Source organism: Streptomyces sp. NPDC101194 (assembly GCF_044767885.1).
Taxonomy (GTDB): Bacteria; Actinomycetota; Actinomycetes; order Streptomycetales; family Streptomycetaceae; genus Streptomyces.
This window is the reverse complement of the sequence record NZ_JBIWOS010000001.1, coordinates 754,196-778,699: the sequence shown is the minus strand read 5'-3', so window position 1 is coordinate 778,699 and position 24,504 is coordinate 754,196. Positions and strand designations below refer to the sequence as shown.

General features: G+C 69.4%; 24 protein-coding genes and 1 tRNA gene. 10 read left to right on the top strand and 15 right to left on the bottom strand.

The window, feature by feature from the left end; translation table 11 throughout:
* Positions 1-157 precede the first annotated feature (157 nt).
* Together ACIRP2_RS03430 and ACIRP2_RS03425 are read left to right on the top strand one after the other, a co-directional pair.
* Positions 158-1,123 carry a MerR family transcriptional regulator gene (locus tag ACIRP2_RS03430; RefSeq protein ID WP_404246060.1) on the top strand — a complete coding sequence of 322 codons (966 nt, stop codon included), beginning with the start codon at positions 158-160 and terminating at the stop codon, positions 1,121-1,123.
* A 69-nt stretch (positions 1,124-1,192) separates the two neighbouring features.
* Complete coding sequence (locus tag ACIRP2_RS03425; RefSeq protein WP_015034725.1) at positions 1,193-1,267, top strand: 50S ribosomal protein bL37; 75 nt, start codon at positions 1,193-1,195, stop codon at positions 1,265-1,267.
* 97 nt (positions 1,268-1,364) lie between these two features.
* On the opposite strand, the gene ACIRP2_RS03420 is transcribed toward ACIRP2_RS03425, so the two are convergent.
* On the bottom strand, positions 1,365-1,538 hold the full coding sequence (locus ACIRP2_RS03420) for a hypothetical protein (protein WP_404246058.1): 174 nt from the start codon (positions 1,536-1,538) through the stop codon (positions 1,365-1,367).
* Positions 1,539-1,579: 41 nt separating this feature from the next.
* Here ACIRP2_RS03420 and ACIRP2_RS03415 point away from each other — a divergent pair, with 41 nt between their 5' ends.
* Complete coding sequence (locus tag ACIRP2_RS03415; RefSeq protein WP_404246056.1) at positions 1,580-1,981, top strand: BBE domain-containing protein; 402 nt, start codon at positions 1,580-1,582, stop codon at positions 1,979-1,981.
* Between the two features lie 145 nt (positions 1,982-2,126).
* Here the strand turns inward: ACIRP2_RS03415 and ACIRP2_RS03410 are convergent, their stop codons facing one another.
* On the bottom strand, positions 2,127-2,597 hold the full coding sequence (locus ACIRP2_RS03410; protein ID WP_404246054.1) for a hypothetical protein: 471 nt from the start codon (positions 2,595-2,597) through the stop codon (positions 2,127-2,129).
* Positions 2,598-3,280: 683 nt separating this feature from the next.
* On the opposite strand from ACIRP2_RS03410, the gene ACIRP2_RS03405 reads away from it, so the two are divergent.
* On the top strand, positions 3,281-3,577 hold the full coding sequence (locus ACIRP2_RS03405; protein WP_404246052.1) for a GYD domain-containing protein: 297 nt from the start codon (positions 3,281-3,283) through the stop codon (positions 3,575-3,577).
* Between the two features lie 98 nt (positions 3,578-3,675).
* On the opposite strand, the gene ACIRP2_RS03400 is transcribed toward ACIRP2_RS03405, so the two are convergent.
* A tRNA-Val gene (locus ACIRP2_RS03400) sits at positions 3,676-3,750 on the bottom strand.
* Between the two features lie 237 nt (positions 3,751-3,987).
* On the opposite strand from ACIRP2_RS03400, the gene ACIRP2_RS03395 reads away from it, so the two are divergent.
* The 4 genes from ACIRP2_RS03395 (at position 3,988) to ACIRP2_RS03380 (ending at position 7,329) form a co-directional block, all read left to right on the top strand.
* Positions 3,988-4,752 (top strand): DUF4097 family beta strand repeat-containing protein, encoded by a 765-nt coding sequence (locus ACIRP2_RS03395; protein ID WP_404246050.1) that lies wholly within the window; start codon positions 3,988-3,990, stop codon positions 4,750-4,752.
* A gap of 257 nt (positions 4,753-5,009) precedes the next feature.
* Positions 5,010-6,305: a hypothetical protein gene (locus ACIRP2_RS03390; protein WP_404246048.1), complete on the top strand. Its 1,296-nt coding sequence runs from the start codon at positions 5,010-5,012 to the stop codon at positions 6,303-6,305.
* Between the two features lie 123 nt (positions 6,306-6,428).
* Complete coding sequence (locus ACIRP2_RS03385; RefSeq protein ID WP_404246046.1) at positions 6,429-7,019, top strand: DUF4383 domain-containing protein; 591 nt, start codon at positions 6,429-6,431, stop codon at positions 7,017-7,019.
* 79 nt (positions 7,020-7,098) lie between these two features.
* Positions 7,099-7,329 carry a zinc ribbon domain-containing protein gene (locus ACIRP2_RS03380; protein WP_361445280.1) on the top strand — a complete coding sequence of 77 codons (231 nt, stop codon included), beginning with the start codon at positions 7,099-7,101 and terminating at the stop codon, positions 7,327-7,329.
* Positions 7,330-7,416: 87 nt separating this feature from the next.
* Here ACIRP2_RS03380 and ACIRP2_RS03375 read toward each other — a convergent pair whose 3' ends face one another.
* The 4 genes from ACIRP2_RS03375 to ACIRP2_RS03360 all read right to left on the bottom strand — a co-directional run bounded on the left by ACIRP2_RS03375 (position 7,417) and on the right by ACIRP2_RS03360 (position 13,155).
* Complete coding sequence (locus tag ACIRP2_RS03375) at positions 7,417-8,076, bottom strand: O-methyltransferase (protein WP_404246044.1); 660 nt, start codon at positions 8,074-8,076, stop codon at positions 7,417-7,419.
* A 222-nt stretch (positions 8,077-8,298) separates the two neighbouring features.
* Positions 8,299-9,156, bottom strand: coding sequence for an HAD family hydrolase (locus ACIRP2_RS03370; RefSeq protein WP_404246042.1), 858 nt, complete (start codon positions 9,154-9,156; stop codon positions 8,299-8,301).
* Positions 9,153-11,891 carry a phosphoribosyltransferase gene (locus ACIRP2_RS03365; protein WP_404246040.1) on the bottom strand — a complete coding sequence of 913 codons (2,739 nt, stop codon included), beginning with the start codon at positions 11,889-11,891 and terminating at the stop codon, positions 9,153-9,155. The genes ACIRP2_RS03370 and ACIRP2_RS03365 overlap by 4 nt, the downstream gene beginning before the upstream one ends.
* A gap of 100 nt (positions 11,892-11,991) precedes the next feature.
* A complete protein-coding gene (locus ACIRP2_RS03360) occupies positions 11,992-13,155 on the bottom strand; it encodes an HpcH/HpaI aldolase/citrate lyase family protein (protein WP_404246038.1) in 1,164 nt (387 codons plus the stop codon).
* 220 nt (positions 13,156-13,375) lie between these two features.
* Between ACIRP2_RS03360 and ACIRP2_RS03355 the strand changes: the two genes are divergently transcribed.
* Positions 13,376-14,242, top strand: a complete 867-nt coding sequence (locus ACIRP2_RS03355; protein WP_404246036.1) for a TerD family protein — start codon at positions 13,376-13,378, stop codon at positions 14,240-14,242.
* A gap of 110 nt (positions 14,243-14,352) precedes the next feature.
* On the opposite strand, the gene ACIRP2_RS03350 is transcribed toward ACIRP2_RS03355, so the two are convergent.
* The 6 genes from ACIRP2_RS03350 to ACIRP2_RS03325 form a co-directional block, all read right to left on the bottom strand.
* A complete protein-coding gene (locus tag ACIRP2_RS03350) occupies positions 14,353-15,087 on the bottom strand; it encodes a Tellurium resistance (RefSeq protein ID WP_404246034.1) in 735 nt (244 codons plus the stop codon).
* Between the two features lie 203 nt (positions 15,088-15,290).
* Complete coding sequence (locus ACIRP2_RS03345; RefSeq protein WP_404246032.1) at positions 15,291-16,436, bottom strand: DUF475 domain-containing protein; 1,146 nt, start codon at positions 16,434-16,436, stop codon at positions 15,291-15,293.
* A 71-nt stretch (positions 16,437-16,507) separates the two neighbouring features.
* Positions 16,508-17,083, bottom strand: coding sequence for a TerD family protein (locus ACIRP2_RS03340; RefSeq protein WP_404246030.1), 576 nt, complete (start codon positions 17,081-17,083; stop codon positions 16,508-16,510).
* A gap of 152 nt (positions 17,084-17,235) precedes the next feature.
* A complete protein-coding gene (locus tag ACIRP2_RS03335; RefSeq protein WP_391742296.1) occupies positions 17,236-17,811 on the bottom strand; it encodes a TerD family protein in 576 nt (191 codons plus the stop codon).
* A 146-nt stretch (positions 17,812-17,957) separates the two neighbouring features.
* Positions 17,958-18,416 carry a peroxiredoxin gene (locus tag ACIRP2_RS03330; protein ID WP_404246028.1) on the bottom strand — a complete coding sequence of 153 codons (459 nt, stop codon included), beginning with the start codon at positions 18,414-18,416 and terminating at the stop codon, positions 17,958-17,960.
* Between the two features lie 240 nt (positions 18,417-18,656).
* Positions 18,657-19,094 (bottom strand): DUF3052 domain-containing protein, encoded by a 438-nt coding sequence (locus ACIRP2_RS03325; protein ID WP_351075805.1) that lies wholly within the window; start codon positions 19,092-19,094, stop codon positions 18,657-18,659.
* A 469-nt stretch (positions 19,095-19,563) separates the two neighbouring features.
* On the opposite strand from ACIRP2_RS03325, the gene aceE reads away from it, so the two are divergent.
* Complete coding sequence (gene aceE, locus ACIRP2_RS03320; RefSeq protein ID WP_404246026.1) at positions 19,564-22,305, top strand: pyruvate dehydrogenase (acetyl-transferring), homodimeric type; 2,742 nt, start codon at positions 19,564-19,566, stop codon at positions 22,303-22,305.
* 66 nt (positions 22,306-22,371) lie between these two features.
* Here the strand turns inward: aceE and ACIRP2_RS03315 are convergent, their stop codons facing one another.
* Both ACIRP2_RS03315 and ACIRP2_RS03310 read right to left on the bottom strand, forming a co-directional pair.
* A complete protein-coding gene (locus ACIRP2_RS03315; protein ID WP_404246024.1) occupies positions 22,372-22,788 on the bottom strand; it encodes a peptidase inhibitor family I36 protein in 417 nt (138 codons plus the stop codon).
* A gap of 175 nt (positions 22,789-22,963) precedes the next feature.
* Positions 22,964-24,451, bottom strand: a complete 1,488-nt coding sequence (locus tag ACIRP2_RS03310) for an MFS transporter (protein ID WP_404247145.1) — start codon at positions 24,449-24,451, stop codon at positions 22,964-22,966.
* Positions 24,452-24,504: the final 53 nt, after the last annotated feature.

Genomic DNA, 24,504 nt, shown 5'->3' with positions numbered 1-24,504 from the left:
GGAGTCGCCAGGCCTTCACCACCCTGCGGGTGGGCTTGCCCGGGGACTCGCCCGGCCGTACGGCACGGCCCCGTCGGACGGGTGCGAGAGTGAGGGGGACGCATGGCGACGTGCCGGGCTTGAGTCTCCCGTGGGGGGAGACGTGAGGGTGGGGGACATGGACGGCGACGCGCTCCACTCGATCGGCGATCTGGCCCGGCGGACCGGGCTGACGGTCAAGACCATCCGGTTCTACGCCGACCGCGGGATCGTGCCGCCGACCGACCGCAGCCCAGCCGGCTACCGCCGCTACGGCACCGAGGCCGTCGCGCGTCTGGAACTGGTGCGGACGCTGCGCGAGCTGGGGCTGGATCTCACCACGATCCGCAAGGTCATGGACCGGGAGCTCTCGCTCCCCGAGGTCGCCGCGGCTCACGCCGAGGCGCTGACGGCGCAGATCCGCACGCTGCAAGCGCGGCGTGCGGTGCTCACCGCGGTGGCCGGACGCGGTTCCACACCCGAGGAGATGGATCTCATGCACAGACTCGCCAAGCTCTCCGAGGGCCAACGCCGAAGCCTGATGGGCGAGTTCCTCGACACCGCGTTCGGCGGCCTGGACACCGACGCCGAGTTCACCGGAATCATCCGCTCGATGACCCCGGAACTGCCCGACGACGCCGACACCGAACAGGTCGAGGCCTGGATCGAGTTGGCCGAACTGTCCCAGGACCCCGATTTTCGCGCCGCCGTGCGCCGCCTGGCCGGGCACCACGCGACCATGCGCGCCCACGGCGATCCGACCGGCCCGCGCCGCGACCCCGCGGCGACGGTCCGCGACCACGTCGCCCCGGCTCTGGCGGCCGGCATCGCCCCGGCCTCGCCGGGGGCGGACCCGGTCGTCGAGGCTGTCATGACCCGGTACGCGCACGATGCCGGCCACCCCGACGACGCCGGCCTCCGCCATCGGCTGCTGACCGTCCTGGAGACCGCGAACGACCCCCGTCACCGACGGTATGCACAACTCCTCGCGGTGATCAACGCCTGGCCTCCGCCTGACGACCCGACACCGGCCTTCACCTGGTTCACCGAGGCGTTGCGCGCCCGACTGCCGCACGTGGGCGTGCCACGCCCGCCACACCTCTGATGCGGTCGCACCAGGCCGGACCTAGACTGGCGAGCGCCCGAAAAGTCCTGGATATGGGAGGTGCACGACATGGCCAAACGAGGAAACAAGCGCCGCGCCCGCAAGAAGAAGAACGCCAACCACGGCAAGCGCCCCAACGCCTGAGCCGACCGGGCGAGCAAGCGGGCAGCCGAGCGGGTTCCTCGCGGGGCCGGTCGGCGCTCCTGACGATCGCCTGAAGTGATCCGGACCCGCGGGGGAATCACAAGGGCCGGTCGACGGTCAGCACTCCGGCGTCCGGATCAGTGCGCGGGCGGGGCCCGAGCAGTACCGTCCAGTCGTCTTCGCAGGCGGGTACGGCCTCGATCGCGCGATCCGGTCCCGCGGTGAACACCGCGGTCACGGGCGCCGCCCGCGCGTACCGCTCCGGGTCCACCGCACTCTCCGCGCGCAGCGATCAGTGTGATCGCCTCGTTCATGCGGGACGCCCCGACGGATGACAGCAATTTCTTCACCCAGGCCTTCGGCGGCGCGGTCAGGAAGAGCCCCAGCGGCGGCACCGCGTTCCCGCATCGCGACGCGCTCTTCTACTCCGAGCCCGGCGCCGGCTGGGGGACTCGTGGGAATCAGCCAGGCGTCTGCGACCCACTCACTCCACAGGCACAGGCCTGGATCGCCGAGTTCAGCCAGGCGCTGCGGCCCTACGTGAACGGTGCCTACGTCAACGTCCCGAACATCGGGATGCAGGACTGGGAGACCGCCTACTGGAGATCCGACTTCGACCGGCTGCGCGAGATCAAGGCGCAGTACGCCCCCCACAACGTCTTCCAGTACGAGCAGAGCATCCCGCCCGCGTCGAGCGGGCACAAGCACAAGTGACCTACCGTCAGCCCGGAGGCACTCGTCGGCCCGCCGGGATGCGGGCCGACACCGGCCCGTCCCCGACAGGTCGGCCCTTGATCACGAAAACGGCCCCCGGCCGATCACGACCGGGGGCGACGCAGGCTTCCACCTGCGGATTCCTTCAAGGGCTCGTCCGGCCGGTCGGCCCATCCCCATGAGGAGTCCGGCCGGACGCAGGGGCTGCACGCCGCTGCCGCAACGCGTAGACCAGTCCCCCGACCGACGTCAGCATGAACAGCAGGGCCGCTCCGCCCGACATCACCGCCAGCACGGCCGCCCCGCCACCCCCGACATCTTCGTCACGGACGACCACCCGAGGGTCGTCCACGTGGTAGCGGACGGTCATCCGGGTCCCGACAGAGTTCTTGCCGCCGCCGCTGCCCACCGGTAGATCCGCCACCACGGTCCGACCGTCGGCCTCGAACTCGACCTGGCATCGGCCCAACATGCATGAGCCCTTCCCATGCAGTGTCGCGGGAGCCCGCTCGCCGTCCCGGAAGGAGCGCAGATGCTGGGCCGCCGGAAGCATGACCAGTATCGACAGTGCGGCCGACAGCAGCGTGAGACCCAGCAGCATCAGCGCGCCCGTCAAAGGCCGAACGCTTCCCACGGCCGCATTCCGGCGCCGCCCGCCGGCAGCGCTTGCGTCTGGTATGCCGCCCAAGTCTCCCCCGTCCGTTCCCATTCTTCAGGAAGTGATGAACAGGCCCCGTACGGCCGCCCAATGTAGCTGAGCCCGTGGCGTTTGTGGGTGCCTCGACCAGGGTCTTTCGTTTGGATCGGCCGGATCGGCGAGCGGGGTCCGGTGCCGTGGATCGCAAGGCGGAGGAGCGAGTCGGACGGGGTCTCCTCCGCTCGAACGGAACCGAGAGTTCGGGAAAGCGCCATGGTGATCGACAGCAACGTGGCGAGGCGCGACACCGGGACACATGAGCCCGGCACGATCCGAACGAGAGGCCCTGCGTCCCGGCGGTGACCGACCACAACCGTTGATGGCAGAAGTAGATGTCAAAGGCCCCCAACCGTGATGGCGGTTTCTAGGGGCCCTCGCAGCGGTGGGCGCGCGCGGACGGTTTCGAACCGCCGACATCTGCCGCGGAGAACCGCAGCGACCCGTTGGTGTCCGCTGTCGTTCATGTCAGGCGTGGATGTCAGCCCGCCCCTCGATGCCCGTGGTCGCTCGTATCGCTCGTTCGGGTGCGCATCTCGTGCGGCTTTCAGGCTAAATGTTCAGACTTGGCATCACGTTGTGTCTCCTCGTGAAGGTGAAAGAACATGCCGACGTACGTCACCTTGCTGAGCTGGACCGATCAAGGGGTCCGAAACTACAAGGACACCGCAAAGCGCGCCGAGACCTTCGGGGCAGCGGTACAGAAGCTCGGAGCAAAGCTCCTGAGCATCTACTGGACCGTCGGTCCGTACGACCTCGTGGCCATCGTCGAAGCGCCCGACGACGAAACTGCCACGGCAGCACTCCTGCAGCTCGGCGGGGTGGGCAACGTCCACTCCACGACTCTGCGGGCCTTCGGCCAAGAGGAGATGGAGCGCATCATCGCCAAGGCGGCCGACTGACGACCCACGTCGTCCAGGACACCCAGCGCGAGGCCGCGGTTGACGTCAGATGTAGATGTCGAAGGCCCCCAACCATGATCGGTTGGAGGCCTTCGCACTGGTGGGCGCGGACGGTTTCGAACCGCCGACATCTGCTTTGTAAGAGCAGCGCTCTACCCCTGAGCTACGCACCCGTGGATGAGGCATTAGCGTACATGGCCCACGGCCCACGGTCACAAACGGTTCCGGAGCGGTAGTGGGCAGGGAAGCACGGTCCCTGGGCCGGCGTGGGCGGGCCGGGTGGGTTTCCGGGGGGATATCCCCACCCTTTTTCCGGTAGCCGTCCGGATTCTGGCAGGTGACGGGCCTGCGTACGGTGAAGCCCACACCGTCGGGGACCGCCCGGCGTACGTCCTGGGGGAAAGATCATCGTGGCACTCCGTACCCGCACTCTCATCGCTTCCGGCGGTGCCGCGCTTCTCGGGCTGGTCCTGACCGGCTGCGGCAGTTCGGACTCCTCCGACGCACCCGCCGAGCACAAGTCGTTCGCGCTCAGCGGGAAGACGCTGACCATCCGCTCCGGGCACACGTCCCTGGAGCTCGTGCCTGCCGATGTGCGGAAGGTCGAGGTGACGCGTCGGGTCGACGGCTGGGTGGTCTTCGGGAACGGACCCGATCCCAAGTGGGCGATGGAGGACGACACGCTCACGCTGCGGGTGAAGTGCAGGGCGGTGATCAGCGACTGTGCCTCGCAGCACCAGGTCAAGGTGCCGCGCGGGGTGGCCGTGATCGTCAAGGGGGACAACGGGAAGATCGTCGCGTCCGGCTTCGACACGCCCCTCACCCTCCACGCCGACAACGGGAAGGTGACCGTCCGGGAGTCCAGCGGTCCGCTCAAGCTGGAGAGCGACAACGGTGGCGTCCTCGCCGAAGGGATCTCGGCCACGTCCGTGTCGGCGCGGTCCGACAACGGCAGGGTGCGGCTGGGGTTCACCTCCGTGCCGGATCTCGTGGAGGCCGAGAGCGACAACGGAAGGGTCGCCATCGATCTGCCGGGCGGGTCCGTGAGGTACGCGGTGAGCGCCACCGCCCGCAACGGAAGCACTTCGGTGGACGCGCCGCGCAGCGACGACAGCCCTCACGTGGTGAAGGCACACAGCAACAACGGCCGAGTCACGGTGCGAAGCGTGAACTAACCGACCCGTGTGTTCGTCCTTACCTGGTGGGAGAATGATCCGGGCAGGGAGAATCGGCACGGGAGAGGGATGTGACGGCGACACACGCGCGGCCGCGGGCGAGAGCGGGTGGGAGTTCCGCCGTCAGGAACGCCACTGCCAGGGATGTCGCTGTCGGGGATGTCGATGCCAGGGATGTCGCTGTCGGGGACGTCAGAGGTGCCAGGGGTGTCGCAGACGTCAGACGTTTCAAGGGTGTCAGTGACGCCCTCTCGCTGATGTTGCTGCCCGTGCCGCTGCTCGTCGCCGCGTTGCCGGCCGCGTTCGCCGGTGGCGGTACGCGGCGCTGGTTCGGCGGGCGCGGGGAGAGTCAGCGCGCCGAGGCACAGGCCGCGAAGGATGCCGCCGCCGCAGCTTTCTACGAGCTGGACACGGCTCAGCGCGATCTGCGGATCTCGATCGAGACGATCACCGCGGTGGACAGTTCGCCCGGTGCGCGCAAGGCCGTGGACGACTTCGCCGCTCTGGGGCGACGGATCGACGAGGCCAGTCATATGTACATCACCGCGGTCGACGCGCACGACCTGGACCGCGACGATCTGGAACCGGCGGTCGCGGCTCAGGCCAGGACCGAGCTGACCAGGTCCAAGGACGAGCTGGTACGGGTCAAGGGCGAGCTCGACCGGTTCGCGCAGGGCCTCGGGCCTCTGCTGGGCAACGCGGAGACTCAGCTCGCCCGGCTCGCGCCCGCCGTGGAGCGGGCCCGGCAGGCTCTCCTCGGCGCGAGCAACGCTCTCGACGCGGTGCGGGCGTCCGGGCTGCGGGCGGACGATCTCGCCGCGCGGCTGGCAGCGCTCGCTCCTGAGCTGACCAAGCTCAACCAGGGCGCCGGCCGGCACGGTGTTCCGGAGACCTTGCAGCGCGCCGACCGAGTACTGCGCGATGCCGAGGCGGTACGTGCGGAGGCCGCCCAGCTGCCCGAGCGGGCCGCCGAGATCGATCACCGGCTGGTGTCGCTGCGGACCCGCGCCCAGGCGCTGACGACCCGGGCCGACTCGGTGGAGCCGGTGCTGAGCGAGCTGCGGCGGCGCTTCTCGGCGGCTTGCTGGCAGGACCTGCAGCCGGTGCCGGAGCAGGCGGCCACCCATGTGCGGCAGGCCGAGGAGAAGCTGAAGGAAGCGGCCAGGGCACGCGACGAGCAGCGGTGGGCCGACGCGACGTCCCGGCTGAGCACGGTCCGCGCTCTGCTGAACGCCACCGATGAGGCGGTGTCCGCGGCCGGTGACCGGCTGCACCGGCTCAACGACGTGGCCAAGGACCCTCAGCAGGAGATCCAGCGGACCCGCTTCGCGCTCCGGGACGCCCAGCGCCTGGCCATGGCGGGGCGCAACACGCCCGATCCCCGCCATGCGCGGCCGCTGGACGACGGTGTGGCCCGGCTGGAGGCTGCCATCGCCGGACTGGAGGGGCGCCACCCGGACTACTGGCACTTTCTGGCCGAGACCGAAGCCGTGCGTCAGACGGCTGCGCGGGTGGTCTCCGGGATCCGTGAGGAGCGCGGGTCGGGCGGCTGATGCGCGGGCGGGGCGACCGGGGCGGCCCCGATGCGCCGGACCGGTCTCCGCGGCCCGCTGATGTGCGGGGGCGAGGTCGCGGGCGGATGCTGGTAGTACGCCCGCAGGAGACCGGAGACCGACATGGCCACCCATGTACTGCACGCCACCGGACGACACGCTCCCCGACGCCCTCGCAGGGCCACCCGGCTCGACAAGCACCTGCCGATCGATCACCGGCTCAGCAGCGTCTACCGGGTCGGGGCAGGGCTGATGGGGCTGGTGCTGCTGGCCTTCGGGATCCTGGGGCTGATCGACGAGATCGGTTTCTTCAACACCGGCGGCGCCACCGTCGCCGGCCTCAACACCAATGGCGCGCTCAGCGTCCTGTCCATCTGCGTCGGCCTGCTGCTGTTCATCGGGATGGTGATCGGCGGCAACTTCGCCTCGACGCTCAACATGATTCTGGGCGTCGCCTTCATCCTCAGCGGCTTCATCAACCTCGCGCTGCTCGGTACCGGCTACAACTTCCTCGCCTTCCACCTCCAGAACGTGCTCTTCAGCTTCGTGGTCGGTCTGATGCTGATGATGTTCGGGATGTACGGGCGGGTCAGCGGCGGCCTCCCCCACGACAACCCGTACTGGCGGGCCCGCCATCCCGAAGAGGTCGAGCGGGAACTGCGGATGGCCCGGAAGGCGACGAACGAGGCGATGCCGGTCGTTCGCCGTCGCTGACCCGTTCGCCCACCCTGCTCGCCCGCCCCTTTCACCCGGCTCCCGGTCTCTCCCGGCCGGTGCCGGATAGCCTGGGCACATGCCTCGTTACGAGTACCGCTGCCGCTCCTGCGGAGACACGTTCGAACTCAGCCGCCCGATGGCCCAGTCCTCGGATCCGGCCTCCTGCCCCGCCGGGCACGCCGACACCGTGAAACTGCTGTCCACCGTGGCCGTGGGTGGTTCGTCGGCCAAGTCCGCGCCCGCCGCACCGTCGGCAGGCGGCGGAGGGGGCGGTGGCGGCTGCTGCGGCGGAGGTTGCTGCGGCTGAGAGCCGGGGCGGGGCATGGGAGCCGACCCTGGAGCCGTCCGTACCGACTCCTCCCGAGTGCCCGGTCTCCCCGTCGACGAGCTCTTCTCAGCGCTTACGGGACAGCGTCAGCCCGTCCGACACGGTGAGCAGCACGCTGTCCATCCGCTGATCGGCGGCCACGTGTTCGTTGAACTCCTTGATCGCCGCCGCTCCGCCGGTCGCCCGCGGGTCGGTCACGCCGCCGTGGAAGAGCACGTTGTCCGTCACGACGAGACCGCCCTGCCGCATGCGGGGCACCAGTTCCTCCCAGTACGGGATGTAGTTGCCCTTGTCCGCGTCCAGATAGGCGAGATCGATGTGCGGCTCGGCCGGCATCGCCCGCAGGGTGTCGAGCGCGGGGGCGATGCGCAGCTCGATCCGGTCGGCGACGCCCGCCTTCTCCCATGCCCGCCGACCGTAGGCGGTCCACTCCTCCGAGATGTCGCAGGCGATCAGCCGTCCGTCGGCGGGCAGCGCCTGGGCCATCGACAGGGCGGAGAATCCGGTGAACGTCCCGACCTCCACGATGTGGCGGGCCCCGGTCAGCCGGACGAGAAAGGCGAGCAGCGGTCCCTGTTCCTCGGCCGACTGCATGCCGGCGTGTTCGGGCAGGCGGGCGTACGTGGTCTCGACGAGCTCGCGCTGCACCGCGTCGAGCGGCGGATTGTGGGCCAGCATGTACGCGTACAGCTCGTCCGTGATCTTGGTTTCGTTGCCCTTGGCCATCACACGCTCCTCATCGGTTCTGCCGGGCCTGCGCCGCCCCGTCCTCGCAGGCTGCGGGGCGTGCGGGCGGGAACGCGGCGACTGTAGCCGCCGATCATCACCGGTCACGCGAGATCGGACGCGCGTCGAGCACCCGGTCGCTGGGGATCGGACGCGCGTCGGGCGTCGAGCGCGCGTCGGATCCGGAACGGTCGCGGATCCGGCGCGCGTCCGTGGGAGGTGTCAGAACGCCTGTCCCCGGGCCCGCAGGAGGTGCCGCAGGATTTCCTCTCCCGCCGCCACACCGTGCCCGGCCGTCACCTCGACGTGCGGGGCGCTCCAGCCGGTGTCGGCGAGTTCACCGTGGGCCGGACGCCATGCGCGGTCGGCGGCGAGCAGCAGATCGGCGTCGAGGAGACTGTCACCGGCGGCGAGGGTGAGCGTGGCGCCGGTGCGCCGGGCGACCTCGTTCATGGCGGCGCTCTTGGTGAGCGGGCCCGGTACGGCGTAGATCTTGCGGCCCTGGAGGGAAACCGTCCAGCCGCGGGTCTCCGCCCACTCCCCCAGTTCCTCGACCCAGCCCTCGGGCAACAGCGTGCGTTCGACGACGAGATAGGCGAAGAGGTCCTCGGCGACGCGCTCCTTGAGCAGCCAGGCGGGGTCGGCCGCCGCCAGGAGATGGGCGCGGACCTCGGCGAGCGAAGCGCATTCGTCGGCGAGTCTGCGGGAGACCCGCGTGTGCCAGTCGGGGTCGGATTCACCGTCGACGAGAAGGTGTCCGCCGTTGGCGCAGATCGCGAACCGCGGTGCGGGGCCGGGGAGATGGATGCGCCCGTACTGCTCGCGGGTGCGGGTGGTCGTCGGGACGAACACCGTGGAGCGGGCGAGCCCGTCGAGCAGCGTCGCGGCCGTCTCGGTCAGGTAGGAGAGCGGCTTGTGGTCGTACACCTCCACGCAGAGCAGCCTGGGGGCATCGGCGTCCGGCATGGGGAGCTGGAGCGCCGCCGCCGAATAGATGAGCGTGCGGTCGAGGTCGCTGGCGACCAGGGTCACGGGGTCGGACGAAGCGGCGGGGGCGGGCGGCGTGGCCGGGCTCGTCACTTCGACTCCACCGCCTTGCCGTCCGCGCCCGTCGCGCCCTTGGTGTACTTCGGGTGGATCAGACCGACGCAGGTGTAGGGGAGTCCGTCGACCTCCTCGACCGGGACGCCCCGCTGTTCGGCCAGCAGACGGATGTGCTCGAGGTCCGCGCCCGCACCGCGCTTGGCGAGGATCTTCCACGGGACGCGGCGCAGCAGTACGCGGGTCGTCTCGCCGACGCCCGGTTTGACCAGGTTCACATCGTGGATCCCGTACTCCTCGCTGATGCGCTCCACGGCGGCCCAGCCCTCCCAGGTCGGGGCGCGGTCGGCCGCGAGCAGCTCCTTCACCTCGGCGTCCACGGCGTCGACGACCTCGTCGAAGTGGGCGGCGACGGTGTCCAGGAAGTGGCCGGACACATCACTGTCCGCGAGCTCCCGGTAGAACTTCGCGCCGTGGAAGTCGTCGGGTCCGACCAGGTCGGAACGGAGGACGGTCCGCGAGATCAGCCCGGAAACGGTGGAGTTGAGGCAGGCCGACGGGATGAGGAAGTCCTCGCGGGTGCCATAGGTACGGACGCAGCCGCCCGGGTCGGCCAGGACCGCGATCTCGGGGTTGAATCCGTCGAACTCGGCGAGCGCGGCCAACAGTTCACGCGTGATCGCCCCCTTGCCGGTCCAGCCGTCGACGAAGACGACATCCGCCGGATCGTGGTGGGCGGCCAGCCAGCGCAGGGCGTTGGCGTCGATGCCGCGGCCCCGCACGATGGAGACGGCGTAGTGCGGCAGGTCGAGTCCGTGCCGGTGCCGGGCCCAGCGGCGCATGAGTACGCCGACGGGGGTGCCGGCCCTGGCGAGCGAGACCAGGACGGGGCGGGGGCTCCGCTCGGCGAGCACCGTCTCGGTGACGGTGCCGACGGCGCGGGCGACGCGGGCGGCCGAAAGATCCAGCGCCGCCTTGAACAGGCCCTGGTACTGGGCGGACGGCTGGTACTCGACAGGCAGCGACTCGGCGTAGTGCGCGCCACCGCTCTGTATCGCCTCCTCGCGCTCCTCGGTGGGCGCCTCCAGTTCCACGTCCGAGAGGTCCTGGAGCAGCCAGCCGACGTCGTCCGGTGCGTAGGAGGAGAAGGCGGGGCCGTGGAGGGGCTCGGGCAGCATGGGGGGTTCCTGCCGTTCGGAGGCGTGCGCGGGGAGGCCCGACGCGGTGCGTGAGGCGGCGTACGACGGGACGTACGAGGGGACGACGACGAGCAGCACGCGGTCGGCGTGTTCGCCGAGCTGCGCCAGCAGGCCGTCGGGAGAGTGGAGTTCGGGAGTGTCGGCGGTGGAGTCGACGGCCACGACGACGGCGTCGAAACCGGCGCCCGCGACGTTGTACGCGTACCGGTCACCGGGTCCGTCGGCCGGGTTGTCATGGGCCGGGAAGACCAGCCGGGTCCGTATCGCGTAACCGGGGTCGTCCACCGCGAGGACGGGGGAACGCGTGGTGGTGGAGTACCGGACCTCGGCGTCGGTGTGGTCCTCCAGGGCCGTGCCCAGGCGGAGAGGGGCGTACATCAGCTCCTCGAAGCCGAGGACGAGCACGCGTCGGGCGTCACCCAGTGCCGCGGCGATACGGGCGGCCATGGCCGGAAGGACCGGCTCCAGGGCGGCCCGGTGGGCGGGGGTGAAGCCGTGCCGTCCACCGTCGGGCACACCGGCGGGCCACTGGAGGTCCACCCGGGTACAGAACCCGCGCCCCGGTTCGACGCCCGCCTCCGCGGCGCCGGAACCGGCTGCCGAAGCCACGGCGGAACCGGTTGCGACGTCGGCTCCCGCAGCGGCGGAACCGGTCGTCCGCGACCTCGGGGAGGCCGTCGCTTCGAAGGCTGCCCCCTTTGTGCTCGGCGGACCGGCCGCTCCCGGCCGCTCGGAGCGTGCCTCCTCCTGCGCGGCGACCAGCGCCCGGCCCTTCTCCAGAACGCCCTCGGGAAGGGCGACGGTGCCCGAGCTGCGCGTCACCAGGTCGACGCGCGCGCCGATCTCCACGGCGAACTCGGTCAGCCGTCCGTGGTCGGCCGACGACCGCATGTCCACCAGGGCGACGACGACGTACCGGCTCCGCGGGTACCGCTCGTGGAGCGCGCGGATGGTGTTGAGCACGGTGTTGCCGGTGGAGAACTCGTCGTCCACCAGCACCAGCGGCGCACCGACGTCGGCGCCCGGACCCGCACCGGTGGCCGCGTCCGCGTGCATCTCGGCGCCCGCGTCTGCGCCTGCCGGGTCGCAGTCGCCCGCCAGCAGGGCCGGGTTCTCCGGGAGCAGCAGATGGGAGGTGGCGTGCGAGTGCGACTCCTCGAAGCCCCCCGCCCGCTCCACGCCCTCGACGGGGCGGCGCGTCGAGTGGAGGTACGGCGCCACCCCGAGCCCGTCGGCGACCGCGTGCCCGAGACCGGTGGCCGTCTCCGCGTAACCGAGCACGACGGCCCGGCGCGCCGCGGCGTCACCGAGGAGTTCGTGCACCCGTCGGCCGAGCTCGAAGCCGGCGGCGTACACCACGGAGGGCTTCTGCGGCACGTGCTTGCCGAGCACGTTCGACACGAGCAGATGGGCCCGCTTGGGGTTGCGGCGCAGGGCGAGGCCCAGCAGTTCCCTCAGCTCCTCGTCGCCGCCGGGGCTCCCGTCGCCGACGAGCTCGACGCCCAGTCGCTCCGCCACCCAGCTGCCCGACCACACCACGTTCGCCGCCTCTTTCCCTGCCGTGCGCCCGCTCATCGGGACACACCCGTTCCGCGGAGCCCGCTCATCCCATGGAGCCGACTCACCCGGCGGAGCCCGCTCGCCCCTCGAAACCCGTTCACTCCCCGAGCCGCGCTCATTCCGCGAGGCCTGCGGCCAGCAGCTCCACGAAGCCGACGTCCTCCCTCGCCACGCCGAAGACCTCGGCGCGCTGCAGAGTGCGCTCGGCCCAGGCGCGGTGCGGCTTCACTTCATTCATCTTGTTCGTGTACGCCGACCGCATCACGCCACCGCCGTCACGCTCCGGCCGCAGGATGTCCTGCGCGTCACTGAACTCCTCATGACTGACCACGGACAGCGCATGCACGGGCGCGACGTGCGACGGATGGATGCAGGTCTTGCCGAGCAGGCCGTTGGCCCGGTCGAGCTCGATCTCGCGCAGCAGGCCGTCGAGGTCGTGCTCGATCAGTGCCGTGCGCAGTTCCTCGGCCCGCCCCTCCAGGAAGGGGCTGCGGCGCAGCTGCGGTTTGAACATGCGCTCCTGGAGCCGGAAGTACTCCCACACCGGCCCGGTGATCGTGAAGCCGGTGCCGTCCGCCCTGCCCAGGACGTTGACCACGTCGCCGATGACGGCGGCGACGATCTGCACGTCGTACGCCGTCATGTCGGGCGCCCTGCGGAGCCCGTAGGCCGAGCAGAAGTCGGTGACGCCGAGCCGCAGCGCGAGGACCCGCTCGCGGTACTTGTCGACGGTGCGGGCTATTCCCCGGAGCGCCTCGCCACGGGTCTCCAGATGCAGCAGCTCGGGCGATTCGAGAACGGGCATCGCGAACAGGCGCCGCCCGCACACCTTCTCGGCGTTGGCGAGTGCCTCCAGGTACGGCACACCGCACTCTTCGGTGAACTTCGGAAGTACAAAACCAGACAACAATCGGACGGTGCGACCGAGTCGGCCCACCAGGTCCGCTATCTGGCCCGGCTCCCGGACCCGAATGAAGAGCAGGGGCACATCGGCACCGCGCGCGTCGAGGTCGGCGAACTGTCTGACCAGGTTCTCCTCGGCACCGACGACCTCGGAGTCGTCGATCGAATCCTCCAGGCACAGCACCATCGAGACGACACCGCGCCCGACCTGCTTGATGACGTCGTCAGCAAGCCTCGGCCTGGTGGCAGGGCTGTACAGGGTCGCTCCCAGGGCGGCCGAAAGCACGCGGGCCGGTGAGTCCGCGCCGAATTCGCACGGTTCCTGGAAGAACAGACCCTCTCTCGCAGCGGGCGCAATATGCCCGAAATGACGCATGTGATTCCCCCGAACTGCCTGATCGGCCGGACGACGTATGGCCGGTAATAGTACGTACGAGCGGGTGTCAACAGTTCCCCGCAGGCATGAATTCCGGGTAACTCGTCCATTTCCCGACGGGTCGACGTACCGCGGACGACGCGGTTCCGACGCACCGCCGAGACACCCGGTACGACCCCCACGTTGTCCGCGCGGGCAGCCAGCAGGCAGGATGACGGGCATGACGCACGCGATGGTGAAAGGCTCGAACGTCCCTCTGAACGCCTTGGCCGTACGGGCCGTGTTGCGCTGGACCCCGGGCTCCGGGATTCCGGATGTGGACGCCTCGGCCCTGCTGCTCGGAGCCGGTGGCCGCGTGCGCTCGGACGAGGACTTCGTCTTCTACAACCAACCCCGTCACCCCTCCGGCCTGGTACGACGACTGCCGAAGCGCAGCGTCCCCGAAGGACTCACGGACAGCATCGAGGCCGACCTCAACGCGCTCGACGCCTCGGTCGAGCAGGTGGTCGTCGCCGCGTCCTCCGACGGAGCCGCATTCGCTCAGGTGCACGATCTGCGCATCCTGCTCTACGACGCGGCGTCGGCGGGCGGGGAGCCGCTCGCCGTCTTCGATGTGCGGCCGGAGACCGGCGAGGAGACGGCGATCATCTGCGGCGAGCTCTACCGGCGCGGCGATGGCTGGAAATTCCGGGCCGTGGGACAGGGCTACCCGACCGGTCTGGTGGGTCTGGCGACCGCCTTCGGCATCTCGGTGGACGAGTCGGAGGCCGCGGCGGAGCCCGGTCCGTCTCCCTCGTCCATGACGCCTCCCCCGCCCGTGGCGGCACCCCCGTCGTCGGCGCCGCCCTCGTTTCCGCCGCCCGCGCCCCCGTTCCCGCCCGCACCGGCCCCGGGCCACGACTCCCAGGTCACGGTCCAGCACCAGCAGCCGACCTACGGCTACCCGCAGCCCACGGCGGCCCAGCCGGCCCCACAGCACGTTCCCCAGCCCGCGTACGGGTATCCGCAGCCGGCCGCGGCCGCCGCGCCCGCCCCCGACCCGAATTTCACGCTGCCACCGCAGGGACCGCAGTTCATACGGTCCTGAGGCAGTCCCGAGACGGCCGAGGAAGCGCCCCGCCACAGCCCAGGGGGCCCGTCGGCCGTCCGACCGCCCGGTGATCACGGTCCTGTGTCGCCGACGGGCTGGAGCGCCGCTCAGGCCCGGGACTTGTAGCCGCGGCCCCACTGCATGCCCCAGCCGTACAACCGGTCCAGCTCCGACTGGAATCCGTACACGAACTTCACCTCGCGCCGCACGATCAGATCGTCCTTGACGTTCTCCACCGTGAACACGGCGCAGGAGCGGGCCTCAGGTGCGTGCTCGTCGAGTTCGATCTCGATCCGCGGGCCATTGCCCGGGTAGAGCGTCACCTTGGCGTGCGTACGGTCGAAGGCGGGCGTCTGGTCGTAGATGTAGACGAAGAACAGCAGCCGTTTGATCTGGTCGCGCTGGTCGAGATTGACGTAGACGGTCTCGCCCGACGGCGCCCCGAAGCGGTCGTCCCCGCTGAGCCGGATGTACGGCGGTGCGTTGAGGTCGCCGATGAGGTTGCCCAGCGGCTGGACCACGCCCTTGGTGCCGTCCTTCAGCTCGTACATGCAGCCCAGGTCCAGGTCGACGTTGACCACGCCCTGGGTGTGCGCCTGGACCACGTCGGGCTTGAAGAGATTCATGGGCCGCAGCAGCCGGCCGCTCTGCCGCGACCTGCCCTCGATGTCCGAGGTACGCATCCGCCAGGAGAGGTTGACCCGCAGATTGCCGGTCAGCGCGCCCTGCTTGGTGAGCGAGACCGTGGCGTGCCGCTTGGAGAGCACGATGGAGTTGGTCGACGCGTTGCCCGACTCGAACTGTGCCTCACGTCGTGGCCACAAGCTGTCCCAGAACGCCATCCCCAACCCCCACACGTATCGGTAGAAAAAGTTCCCCGGCCCGGCGGCCGTCCCATGCGTCGCACAGGTCACCCACATCACTGCGGGGCGGCCGCCGGGCCGGTTCCCGGTGATACCGGAGAGCCGTCGCCGTGCGCACCGCCCCGCTGAGAGCGTTCCTCGATTCCCCCCGGGTCACACCCCGGACGGACATTCCTGCCGGGTCACACCCCGGACGCAACCTCTTCCCTGGTATCCGCGTCGTCGCCCCCGCCCGCGGCCTCCAGCGCCTTGTTGCGCCGGACCGAGGACCAGAAGGACCAGCCGATCAGCGCGACACCGACGAAGCCGGTGATGAGCTCGTTGATCTGGTACTGGATGGTGACGAGCAGGATCACGGCCAGCGCGCCGATGGCGTAGTGGGCGCCGTGCTCCAGGTAGACGTAGTCGTCGAGGGTGCCCTGACGGACCAGGTAGACCGTGAGCGAACGGACGTACATGGCGCCGATACCGAGGCCGAGGGCCATCAGCACGATCTCGTTGCTGATGGCGAAGGCGCCGATGACACCGTCGAACGAGAAGGACGCGTCGAGCACTTCCAGGTAGAGGAACATGAAGAACGCGGCCTTGCCGGAGAGCGCGATCGCGGAGATCTTCTTGCCGCTCTTCCTGGCCTCCTCCTCGGCCTCGGCCTCCCGCTCCTCCTCTTCCTCCAGCTTGTTCTCGAAGAAGCCCGAGAGACCGCCGACGATGAGGTACGTGATCAGACCCGCGACTCCGGCGAGCAGGACGGTCTCCGCCTTGTCCGCGTGGCCGCCGCCGTGCTGGTGCGCGTTGGTCGCGAAGGTCAGGGCGGAGATCAGCAGCACGATCAGCGCGATGCAGACCGACAGCATGTCGACCTTGCCGAGCTTGGCGAGCGGGCGCTCGATCCAGCGCAGCCACTGGATGTCACGGTCCTCGAAAATGAAGTCGAGGAAGATCATCAGAAGGAACATGCCACCGAAGGCGGCAATCGCCGGGTGGGCGTCCGTGACGAGTTCCTGGTACCGGTCGGGCTGGCTGAACGAAAGATCGACTGCCTCGATCGGCCCGATCTTGGCGGTGATCGCCACGATGACGACGGGGAACACCAGCCGCATGCCGAAGACCGCGATGAGCACGCCGACCGTGAGGAAGATCTTCTGCCAGAAGGCATTCATCTTCTTCAGGATTCCGGCGTTGACCACCGCGTTGTCGAAGGACAGCGAGATCTCGAGGACGGAAAGGATCGCGACTACGCCGAGAGCCTGCCACCCTCCGTAGAACACCGCTGCGACCAGGCCGAGCGCGGTGACCGCGAACGACCAGCCGAAGGTTTTCAGAAGCACTGGCTACCCCATCGTGTATGAAACGGGTCTCCCCCGGGTGTGTACGGGGCTCCCCCGCGCCGTGCGCGGCTTTACGAAACGTTGACCCCAAAGTCTAGAGCGATACCGCGCAGTCCCGACGCGTACCCCTGTCCCACTGCACGGAACTTCCACTCGCCGTTGTACCGGTAGAGCTCGCCGAAGATCATCGCGGTTTCCGTCGACGCGTCCTCGGTGAGGTCGTAACGAGCGAGTTCCTGGCCGTCCGCCTGGTTCACCACGCGGATGAACGCATTGCCGACCTGGCCGAAGGTCTGCCCCCGGTTGTCCGCGTCATGGATCGAGACCGGAAAAATGATCTTGTCGCAGTGCACGGGCACCTGAGTGAGATTCACGATGATCGACTCGTCGTCGCCCTCGCCCTCACCCGTGAGGTTGTCGCCGGTGTGCTCCACGGAACCGTCGGGGCTCGTGAGGTTGTTGTAGAACACGAACCATTCGTCGCCGAGCACCCGGCCCGACTGGCACAGCAGCGCGCTGGCGTCGAGGTCGAAGTCGGCACCCGTGGTGGATCGTGCGTCCCAGCCGAGCCCGACCAGCACCTGGGTGAGGTTGGGTGCGGCCTTGGAGAGGGAGACGTTGCCTCCCTTGGCGAGTGTGACGCCCATGGTGTGTCCTCCCCGAGTCGATGAACCGTCTGTTGAGCCGGTGAGCCGGCTGTCGAGCGCGTCCGGCGCCGCACGGGGTGCGGCGCCGGACGGAATGCATGCCTGCGTGGCCCGCGGGCCGCTCCTCGACGGTTCGGCCCGACAGCGCCTTCTCAGACGTTGACGCCGAAGTCCTGCGCGATGCCGCGCAGCCCCGAGGCGTAGCCCTGGCCGATGGCGCGGAACTTCCACTCCGCCCCGTTGCGGTACAGCTCGCCGAAGACCATGGCGGTCTCCGTCGAGGCGTCCTCGCTCAGGTCGTAGCGCGCCAGCTCGCTGTTGTCGGCCTGGTTGACGACGCGGATGTACGCGTTGCGCACCTGGCCGAAGCTCTGCTGGCGGGTCTCGGCCTCGTAGATCGAGACGGGGAAGACGATCTTGTCGACGTCGGCGGGAACGCCGGACAGGTTCACCTTGATGACCTCGTCGTCGCCCTCGCCCTCACCGGTGAGGTTGTCACCGGTGTGCTCGACGGAGCCGTCGGGGCTCTTGAGGTTGTTGAAGAAGACGAAGTTGCCGTCGCTGCCGACCTTGCCCTCCGCGTTCGTCAGCAGGGCGCTGGCGTCGAGGTCGAAGTCACCACCGGTGGTGGTGCGGGCATCCCAGCCCAGACCGACGGTGACCGCGGTCAGGTTGGGCGCGGCCTTGGTCAGCGAGACGTTGCCGCCCTTGCTGAGGCTGACTCCCACGAGTCCTCCCATTGGTTTCCTTGGGGGCCGGCAGGCGCCGGCGCCTCCACGTTGCGTTGGCATCCGATGAACGACTGGATCCTAGTGACCGGTTCCCGGCCAAAGCAGGCTTTTGAACAGGACGCCCACAGATCCGCCGCTCGTGGTCAGAGCGCGTCGAGCGCCTTGACGTAGTCGTTGAGGTCCCGCGCGTCGGGCAGGCCGTTGACGACCGTCCAGCGCACCACGCCCTCCTTGTCGATGATGAAGGTGCCGCGCACCGCGCAGCCCTTCTCCTCGTCGAAGACGCCGTACGCCCGCGAGGTCTCGCCGTGCGGCCAGAAGTCCGAGACCAGCGGGTACTCGAGGCCTTCCTGCTCGGCGAAGACACGCAGGGTGTGGATGGAGTCGTTGGAGACGGCGAGCAGCTGCGTGTCGTCGTTCTCGAACTTCGGCAGCTCGTCCCGCAGCGCGCAGAGCTCACCCGTGCACACGCCGGTGAAGGCGAACGGGTAGAACAGCAGCACGACATTCTTCTCGCCGCGGAAGTCGGAGAGCTTCACGGTCCGGCCGTGGTTGTCCTTCAGCTCGAAGTCCGGGGCCTGGGTGCCGACCTCGATCGCCATGAGACGCGTCCCTTCGCTACGTTCACCGGGCTGGGCTGTCCGGGTGGCTCCCACCCTACGCAGGGCCCGCAGCGGGCCCTGCAGCGCCCGCACGCGGGCACCCTGCGCCCCGTCGGCCCGGACGGGGCGAGGCCCGGAAGCCGTACCGCGCGCGGCAGGGCTCCGCTCACGCGAAAGGCCCCCGGCGGCTCGTGCTCATGCCGTCGGGGGCCTTCGGGGCGGGTGCGTGGCGAATGCCGTTCAGCGCTTGGCCCGGGCCGCCTTCGGTGTGACCAGACGGCTGCCCGTCCAGTCCTTGCCCGCATTGATGCTCTTGGTCTGGGAGAGACCGGCGGTCTGCGCAGACTCGTTGATGTCGCTCGGTTCGACGTATCCGTCACGGCCGGTCTTCGGCGTCATCAGCCAGACCGCGCCGCCGTCCTCGATCAGACCAATGGCATCCACCAGCGCGTCCGTAAGGTCGCCGTCCTCGTCGCGGAACCACAGCAGGACGACGTCTGCGACGTCGTCGTAGTCCTCGTCGACGAGTTCCTGGCCGATAGTGGCCTCAATGCCCTCACGGAGCTCCTGCTCGACGTCGTCGTCGTAGCCGATCTCCTGGACCACCTGTCCGGGCTCGAACCCCAGGCGTGCTGCCGGGTTGGTCCGCTCCTCCGCGTGGTCCGCGGTCGCGCTCACGGGTTGCCTCCTGATCATGTTTCGGAAAATGCTTCAGCCACGCGCGTGCGCGGGGCGTTGGCCGTAGTCCACACGGGAGCGGCGGATCGCGCAAGTACCCAGCGTCCGAGACCGCCTAAACGGTGACGTTCCCTGCCACGTCGCCGCACTGTCGGCAGGTCCCCTGCGGGGGCCGCGCCACCGTCCACACCCTTTACGTCCTTCCACAGCTTATGCCGTTTCGGTCCGCCATTCGGAGTCGAACATCCTTTGGGAACGCTTGGACGGGTTGGGCGTATGGTTGCGGTTTGGACCAGCCCATCCCCGCGCCCCGGACGTGATGTCTCGCAACACGTCGGTTACCCCTCGGTAGAGATGACGTTTACGCCCTCGCGGTACACGATGGTGATGGCGTACATGCATACACCTCGGGGGCATGTCCTCCCGTGGCCAGGCCCTGTAGAGCAGCACCGAACAGCGAAGGAACAGCGTGGCTTCCGGATCCGATCGCAACCCGATCATCATTGGCGGCCTGCCGAGCCAGGTCCCGGACTTCGATCCCGAAGAGACCCAGGAATGGCTCGACTCGCTCGACGCCGCGGTCGACGAGCGAGGCCGTGAGCGGGCCCGTTACCTGATGCTCCGGCTCATCGAGCGTGCGCGCGAGAAGCGCGTCGCCGTGCCGGAGATGCGCAGCACGGACTACGTGAACACGATCGCCACGAAGGACGAGCCGTTCTTCCCCGGCGACGAGGAGATCGAGCGCAAGGTCCTCAACGCGACCCGCTGGAACGCGGCCGTGATGGTGTCGCGCGCCCAGCGTCCGGGGATCGGTGTCGGCGGTCACATCGCAACCTTCGCCTCCTCGGCCTCGCTGTACGACGTGGGCTTCAACCACTTCTTCCGGGGCAAGGACGACGGTCTGGGCGGTGACCAGATCTTCTTCCAGGGGCACGCGTCCCCGGGCATCTACGCCCGCGCCTTCCTGCTCGACCGGCTGAGCGAGGCGCAGCTCGACGCCTTCCGGCAGGAGAAGTCGAAGGCGCCGAACGGTCTGTCCAGCTACCCGCACCCGCGGCTGATGCCGGACTTCTGGGAGTTCCCGACGGTCTCGATGGGCCTCGGCCCGCTCGGCGCGATCTACCAGGCCCGGATGAACCGCTACATGCAGGCGCGCGGCATCGCCGACACCTCCCAGTCGCATGTCTGGGCCTACCTGGGCGACGGCGAGATGGACGAGCCCGAGTCGCTCGGCCAGCTCTCCATCGCCGCCCGTGAGGGCCTGGACAACCTGACCTTCGTGGTCAACTGCAACCTGCAGCGCCTCGACGGCCCGGTACGCGGCAACGGCAAGATCATCCAGGAGCTGGAGTCGCAGTTCCGGGGTGCCGGATGGAACGTCATCAAGCTGGTCTGGGACCGCTCCTGGGACCCGCTGCTCGCGCAGGACCGCACGGGCATCCTGGTCAACAAGCTGAACACCACGCCGGACGGTCAGTTCCAGACGTACGCCACCGAGTCCGGCGCGTACATCCGTGAGCACTTCTTCGGGGACGACCCGCGGCTGCGCGACATGGTCAAGGACATGACCGACGACCAGATCCTGCACCTGGGCCGCGGCGGTCACGACCACAGGAAGGTCTACGCGGCCTACGCGGCGGCCAAGGCCCACAAGGGCCAGCCGACGGTGATCCTGGCGCAGACCGTCAAGGGCTGGACACTGGGGCCGAACTTCGAGGGCCGCAACGCGACCCACCAGATGAAGAAGCTCACGGTCGAGGACCTCAAGCGGTTCCGCGACCGGCTGCACATCCCGATCACGGACAAGCAGCTGGACGAGGGCTACCCGCCCTACTACCACCCGGGCCGTGACTCGGAGGAGATCCAGTACATGCACGACCGCCGCAAGGGTCTGGGCGGTTACGTCCCGACCCGTGTGGTGCGCGCGAAGCCGCTGGTCCTCCCCGAGGACAAGACCTACGCGACCGCGAAGAAGGGTTCGGGTCAGCAGTCGATCGCCACCACCATGGCGTTCGTCCGCATCCTGAAGGACCTCATGCGGGACAAGGAGATCGGCAAGCGCTTCGTGCTGATCGCGCCCGACGAGTACCGCACCTTCGGCATGGACGCGTTCTTCCCGAGCGCGAAGATCTACAACCCGCTCGGCCAGCAGTACGAGGCGGTCGACCGCGATCTGCTGCTCGCGTACAAGGAGTCGCCGACCGGTCAGATGCTGCACGACGGCATCTCCGAGGCCGGCTGCACGGCCTCGCTGATCGCCGCCGGTTCCGCGTACGCCACGCACGGCGAGCCGCTGATCCCGGTGTACGTCTTCTACTCGATGTTCGGTTTCCAGCGCACCGGTGACCAGTTCTGGCAGATGGCCGACCAGCTCGCGCGCGGCTTCGTGCTGGGTGCGACCGCCGGTCGTACGACGCTGACCGGTGAGGGTCTCCAGCACGCGGACGGCCACTCGCAGCTGCTCGCCTCGACCAACCCGGGCTGTGTCGCGTACGACCCGGCGTTCAGCTATGAGATCGCGCACATCGTCAAGGACGGTCTGCGCCGGATGTACGGCGGGACGCCCGAGGAGAACGAGGACGTCTTCTACTACCTCACCGTCTACAACGAGCCGATCCAGCACCCGGCCGAGCCCGAGAACGTGGATGTCGAAGGCATCCTCAAGGGCGTGTACCGCTACAAGGCCGCCGAGCGGGGCGAGATCCCGGCCCAGATCATGGCGTCCGGTGTGGCCGTCCCGTGGGCGGTCGAGGCGCAGCGGATCCTCGCCGACGAGTGGAACGTCCGGGCGGACGTCTGGTCGGCGACCTCCTGGAACGAGCTGCGCCGCGAGGCCGTGGACGTGGAGCGGTACAACCTGCTGCACCCGGAGGAGGAGCAGCGCGTCCCGTACGTCACGCAGAAGCTCTCCGGCTCGGAGGGCCCGTTCGTGGCGGTCTCGGACTGGATGCGTTCCGTGCCGGACCAGATCGCACGCTGGGTGCCCGGTGCGTACCAGTCGCTGGGTGCGGACGGTTTCGGCTTCGCCGACACCCGTGGCGCGGCCCGCCGGTTCTTCCACATCGACGCGCAGTCGATCGTCCTCGCGGTGCTCACCGAGCTCGCGAAGGAGAACCGGATCGACCGTTCGCTGCTGAAGCAGGCGATCGACCGGTACGAGCTGCTGGATGTGACCGCGGCCGACCCGGGTGCGGCCGGCGGCGACGCGTAAGCACGGCGGATCACGGCCGAAGGGCGGCGGAACCCCTGGTTCCGCCGCCCTTCGGCGTGTCCGGCGTCAGTTCTCCCAGACCTTGAAGGCCCTGATCTGGTACGGGGACCGGGGCACCCAGGTGCCACCGCCCGGGTAGGTCTCGAACTCACCGGTCTCGGCGCACTCCGCCGACTGGTACGTGGTGACCGGCCGGCCGGTGCGGTTGGCGAGCGCCTGGGCCCGGCCGCCCTTCGACAGCGGGACGCAACTGTCGATGTCGATCGTGGACAGCTCGTGGATCTGCCGGGCTCCGGTGAAGTCCGGCTCCGCCCAGAGGCAGAGCTGCCCGCTCTCGCAGGCACCGGGCCGGGCGGGCGCGGAGTGGGGCACGGCCCGCGGGCTCGCGGAGTGGGCGGCGGCCCGCGGGATCGCCGAGTGGGCCGCGGTCTGCGGGATCAGGGCGGTTGCGGCCAGGGCGGCGGCAAGAACGGTCATGCGCAAGAAAATCGACCCCCGTGGTGGTGCGAATCAGTTGCACGCACCCTGACCTGCGGGGCAGCGTCCGGGGAAGGGGCCGCGGATCACACCACCCGGATAGGCGACAGCCCCGCCGGAACGGTCCGGCGGGGCTGTCGTACGCGCTGTGTTGACGCCGCGGCGGCGTCGTGACGGGCGATCAGATGTGACCGGCGCCCGCACCCGCCCCGGCATTCGCACCGCGCTTGGTGAGCGTGGCGACCAGCGCGGCGGCCACCGCGACGATGCCCGCGACCATGAACGCCGTGCTCATGCCTGACACGAACGTGTCGTGGGCGACGCCCGCGATCTTCCCCGCGACCTCCGGCGGCACGTTCCCGCCCACCGGCGGGATGCCGACCTCGACGGCGGAGGACGCCTGGTCCAACTGCTGCGGGCTGAGCGGTGGAAGCTCGGCGGCCTTCCAGTTGTCGGGCAGCTTCGAGCTGACCTGCGAGGCCATGACCGCGCCCAGCACCGCCGTACCGAGGCTGCCGCCGACCTGCATGGCGGCCTGCTGCAGACCACCCGCGACGCCGGAGAGCTCCATCGGGGCGTTGCCGACGATGACCTCGGTGGCGCCGACCATCACCGGGGCCAGGCCGAGACCGAGCAGACCGAACCAGATCGACATGGTCAGGGTGCCGGTGCCGACGTCCAGCTGGGACATCCCGAACATGGCGACCGCCGTGCACACCATGCCGCCGACCAGCGGGACCCGCGGGCCGAACTTGGTGATCATGGCGCCGGCGAGCGGCGAGGCGACGATCATCATCCCGGTCAGCGGCAGCAGGTGCAGACCGCTGTCGATCGGGCTCAGACCGTGCACGTTCTGGAGGTAGAAGGTGACGAAGAACAGCCCGCCCATGAAGGCGAAGGCCATCAGGACCATCAGGACCGCACCCGCCGACAGCGGCACGGACCGGAACATCGCCAGCGGGATCAGCGGCTCCCTGACGTTCTTCTGGGAGAAGGCGAAGACCACGAACAGGACCACTGCGGCGCCCAGGAAGCCGACCGTCCTGTAGTCGCCCCAGCCCCACTCCGAGCCCTTGATGAGGGCCCAGATCAGGCAGAACATCGCCTGCGACAGCAGCACGATGCCGCCGATGTCGAAGGAGCGCGGCGCGTTCTCGGCGCGGTGGTCCTTGAGGATCACCAGGCCCAGCAGGAGCGCGATCACGCCGACCGGCACATTGATGAAGAAGACGGACTGCCAGCTGACGTGCTCGACGAGCACCCCGCCGAGGATCGGTCCGCCCGCGGTCGAGGCACCGATCACCATGCCCCAGATGCCGATCGCCATGTTCAGCTTCTCGGCCGGGAAGGTGGCGCGCAGCAGGCCGAGCGCGGCGGGCATCAGCAGGGCGCCGAAGAGGCCCTGGAGCACCCGGAACACGATCACGAGCGCGACGCTGTGGGAGAGGCCGATGGCCCCCGATGCCGCGGCGAAGCCGACGACACCTATCAGGAAGGTCTGGCGGTGGCCGAACCGGTCACCGAGCTTGCCCGCGGTGATCAGGGAGACCGCGAGGGCGAGCATGTAGCCGTTGGTGATCCACTGGACGTCGGCGAGCGATGCTCCCAGGTCCTTCTGGATGGCGGGGTTGGCGATCGCGACGATCGTGCCGTCGAGCGCGACCATCATCACGCCGATGGCCACGGAGAAGAGCGTCAGCCAGGGGTGGCCGCGCAGCCCCT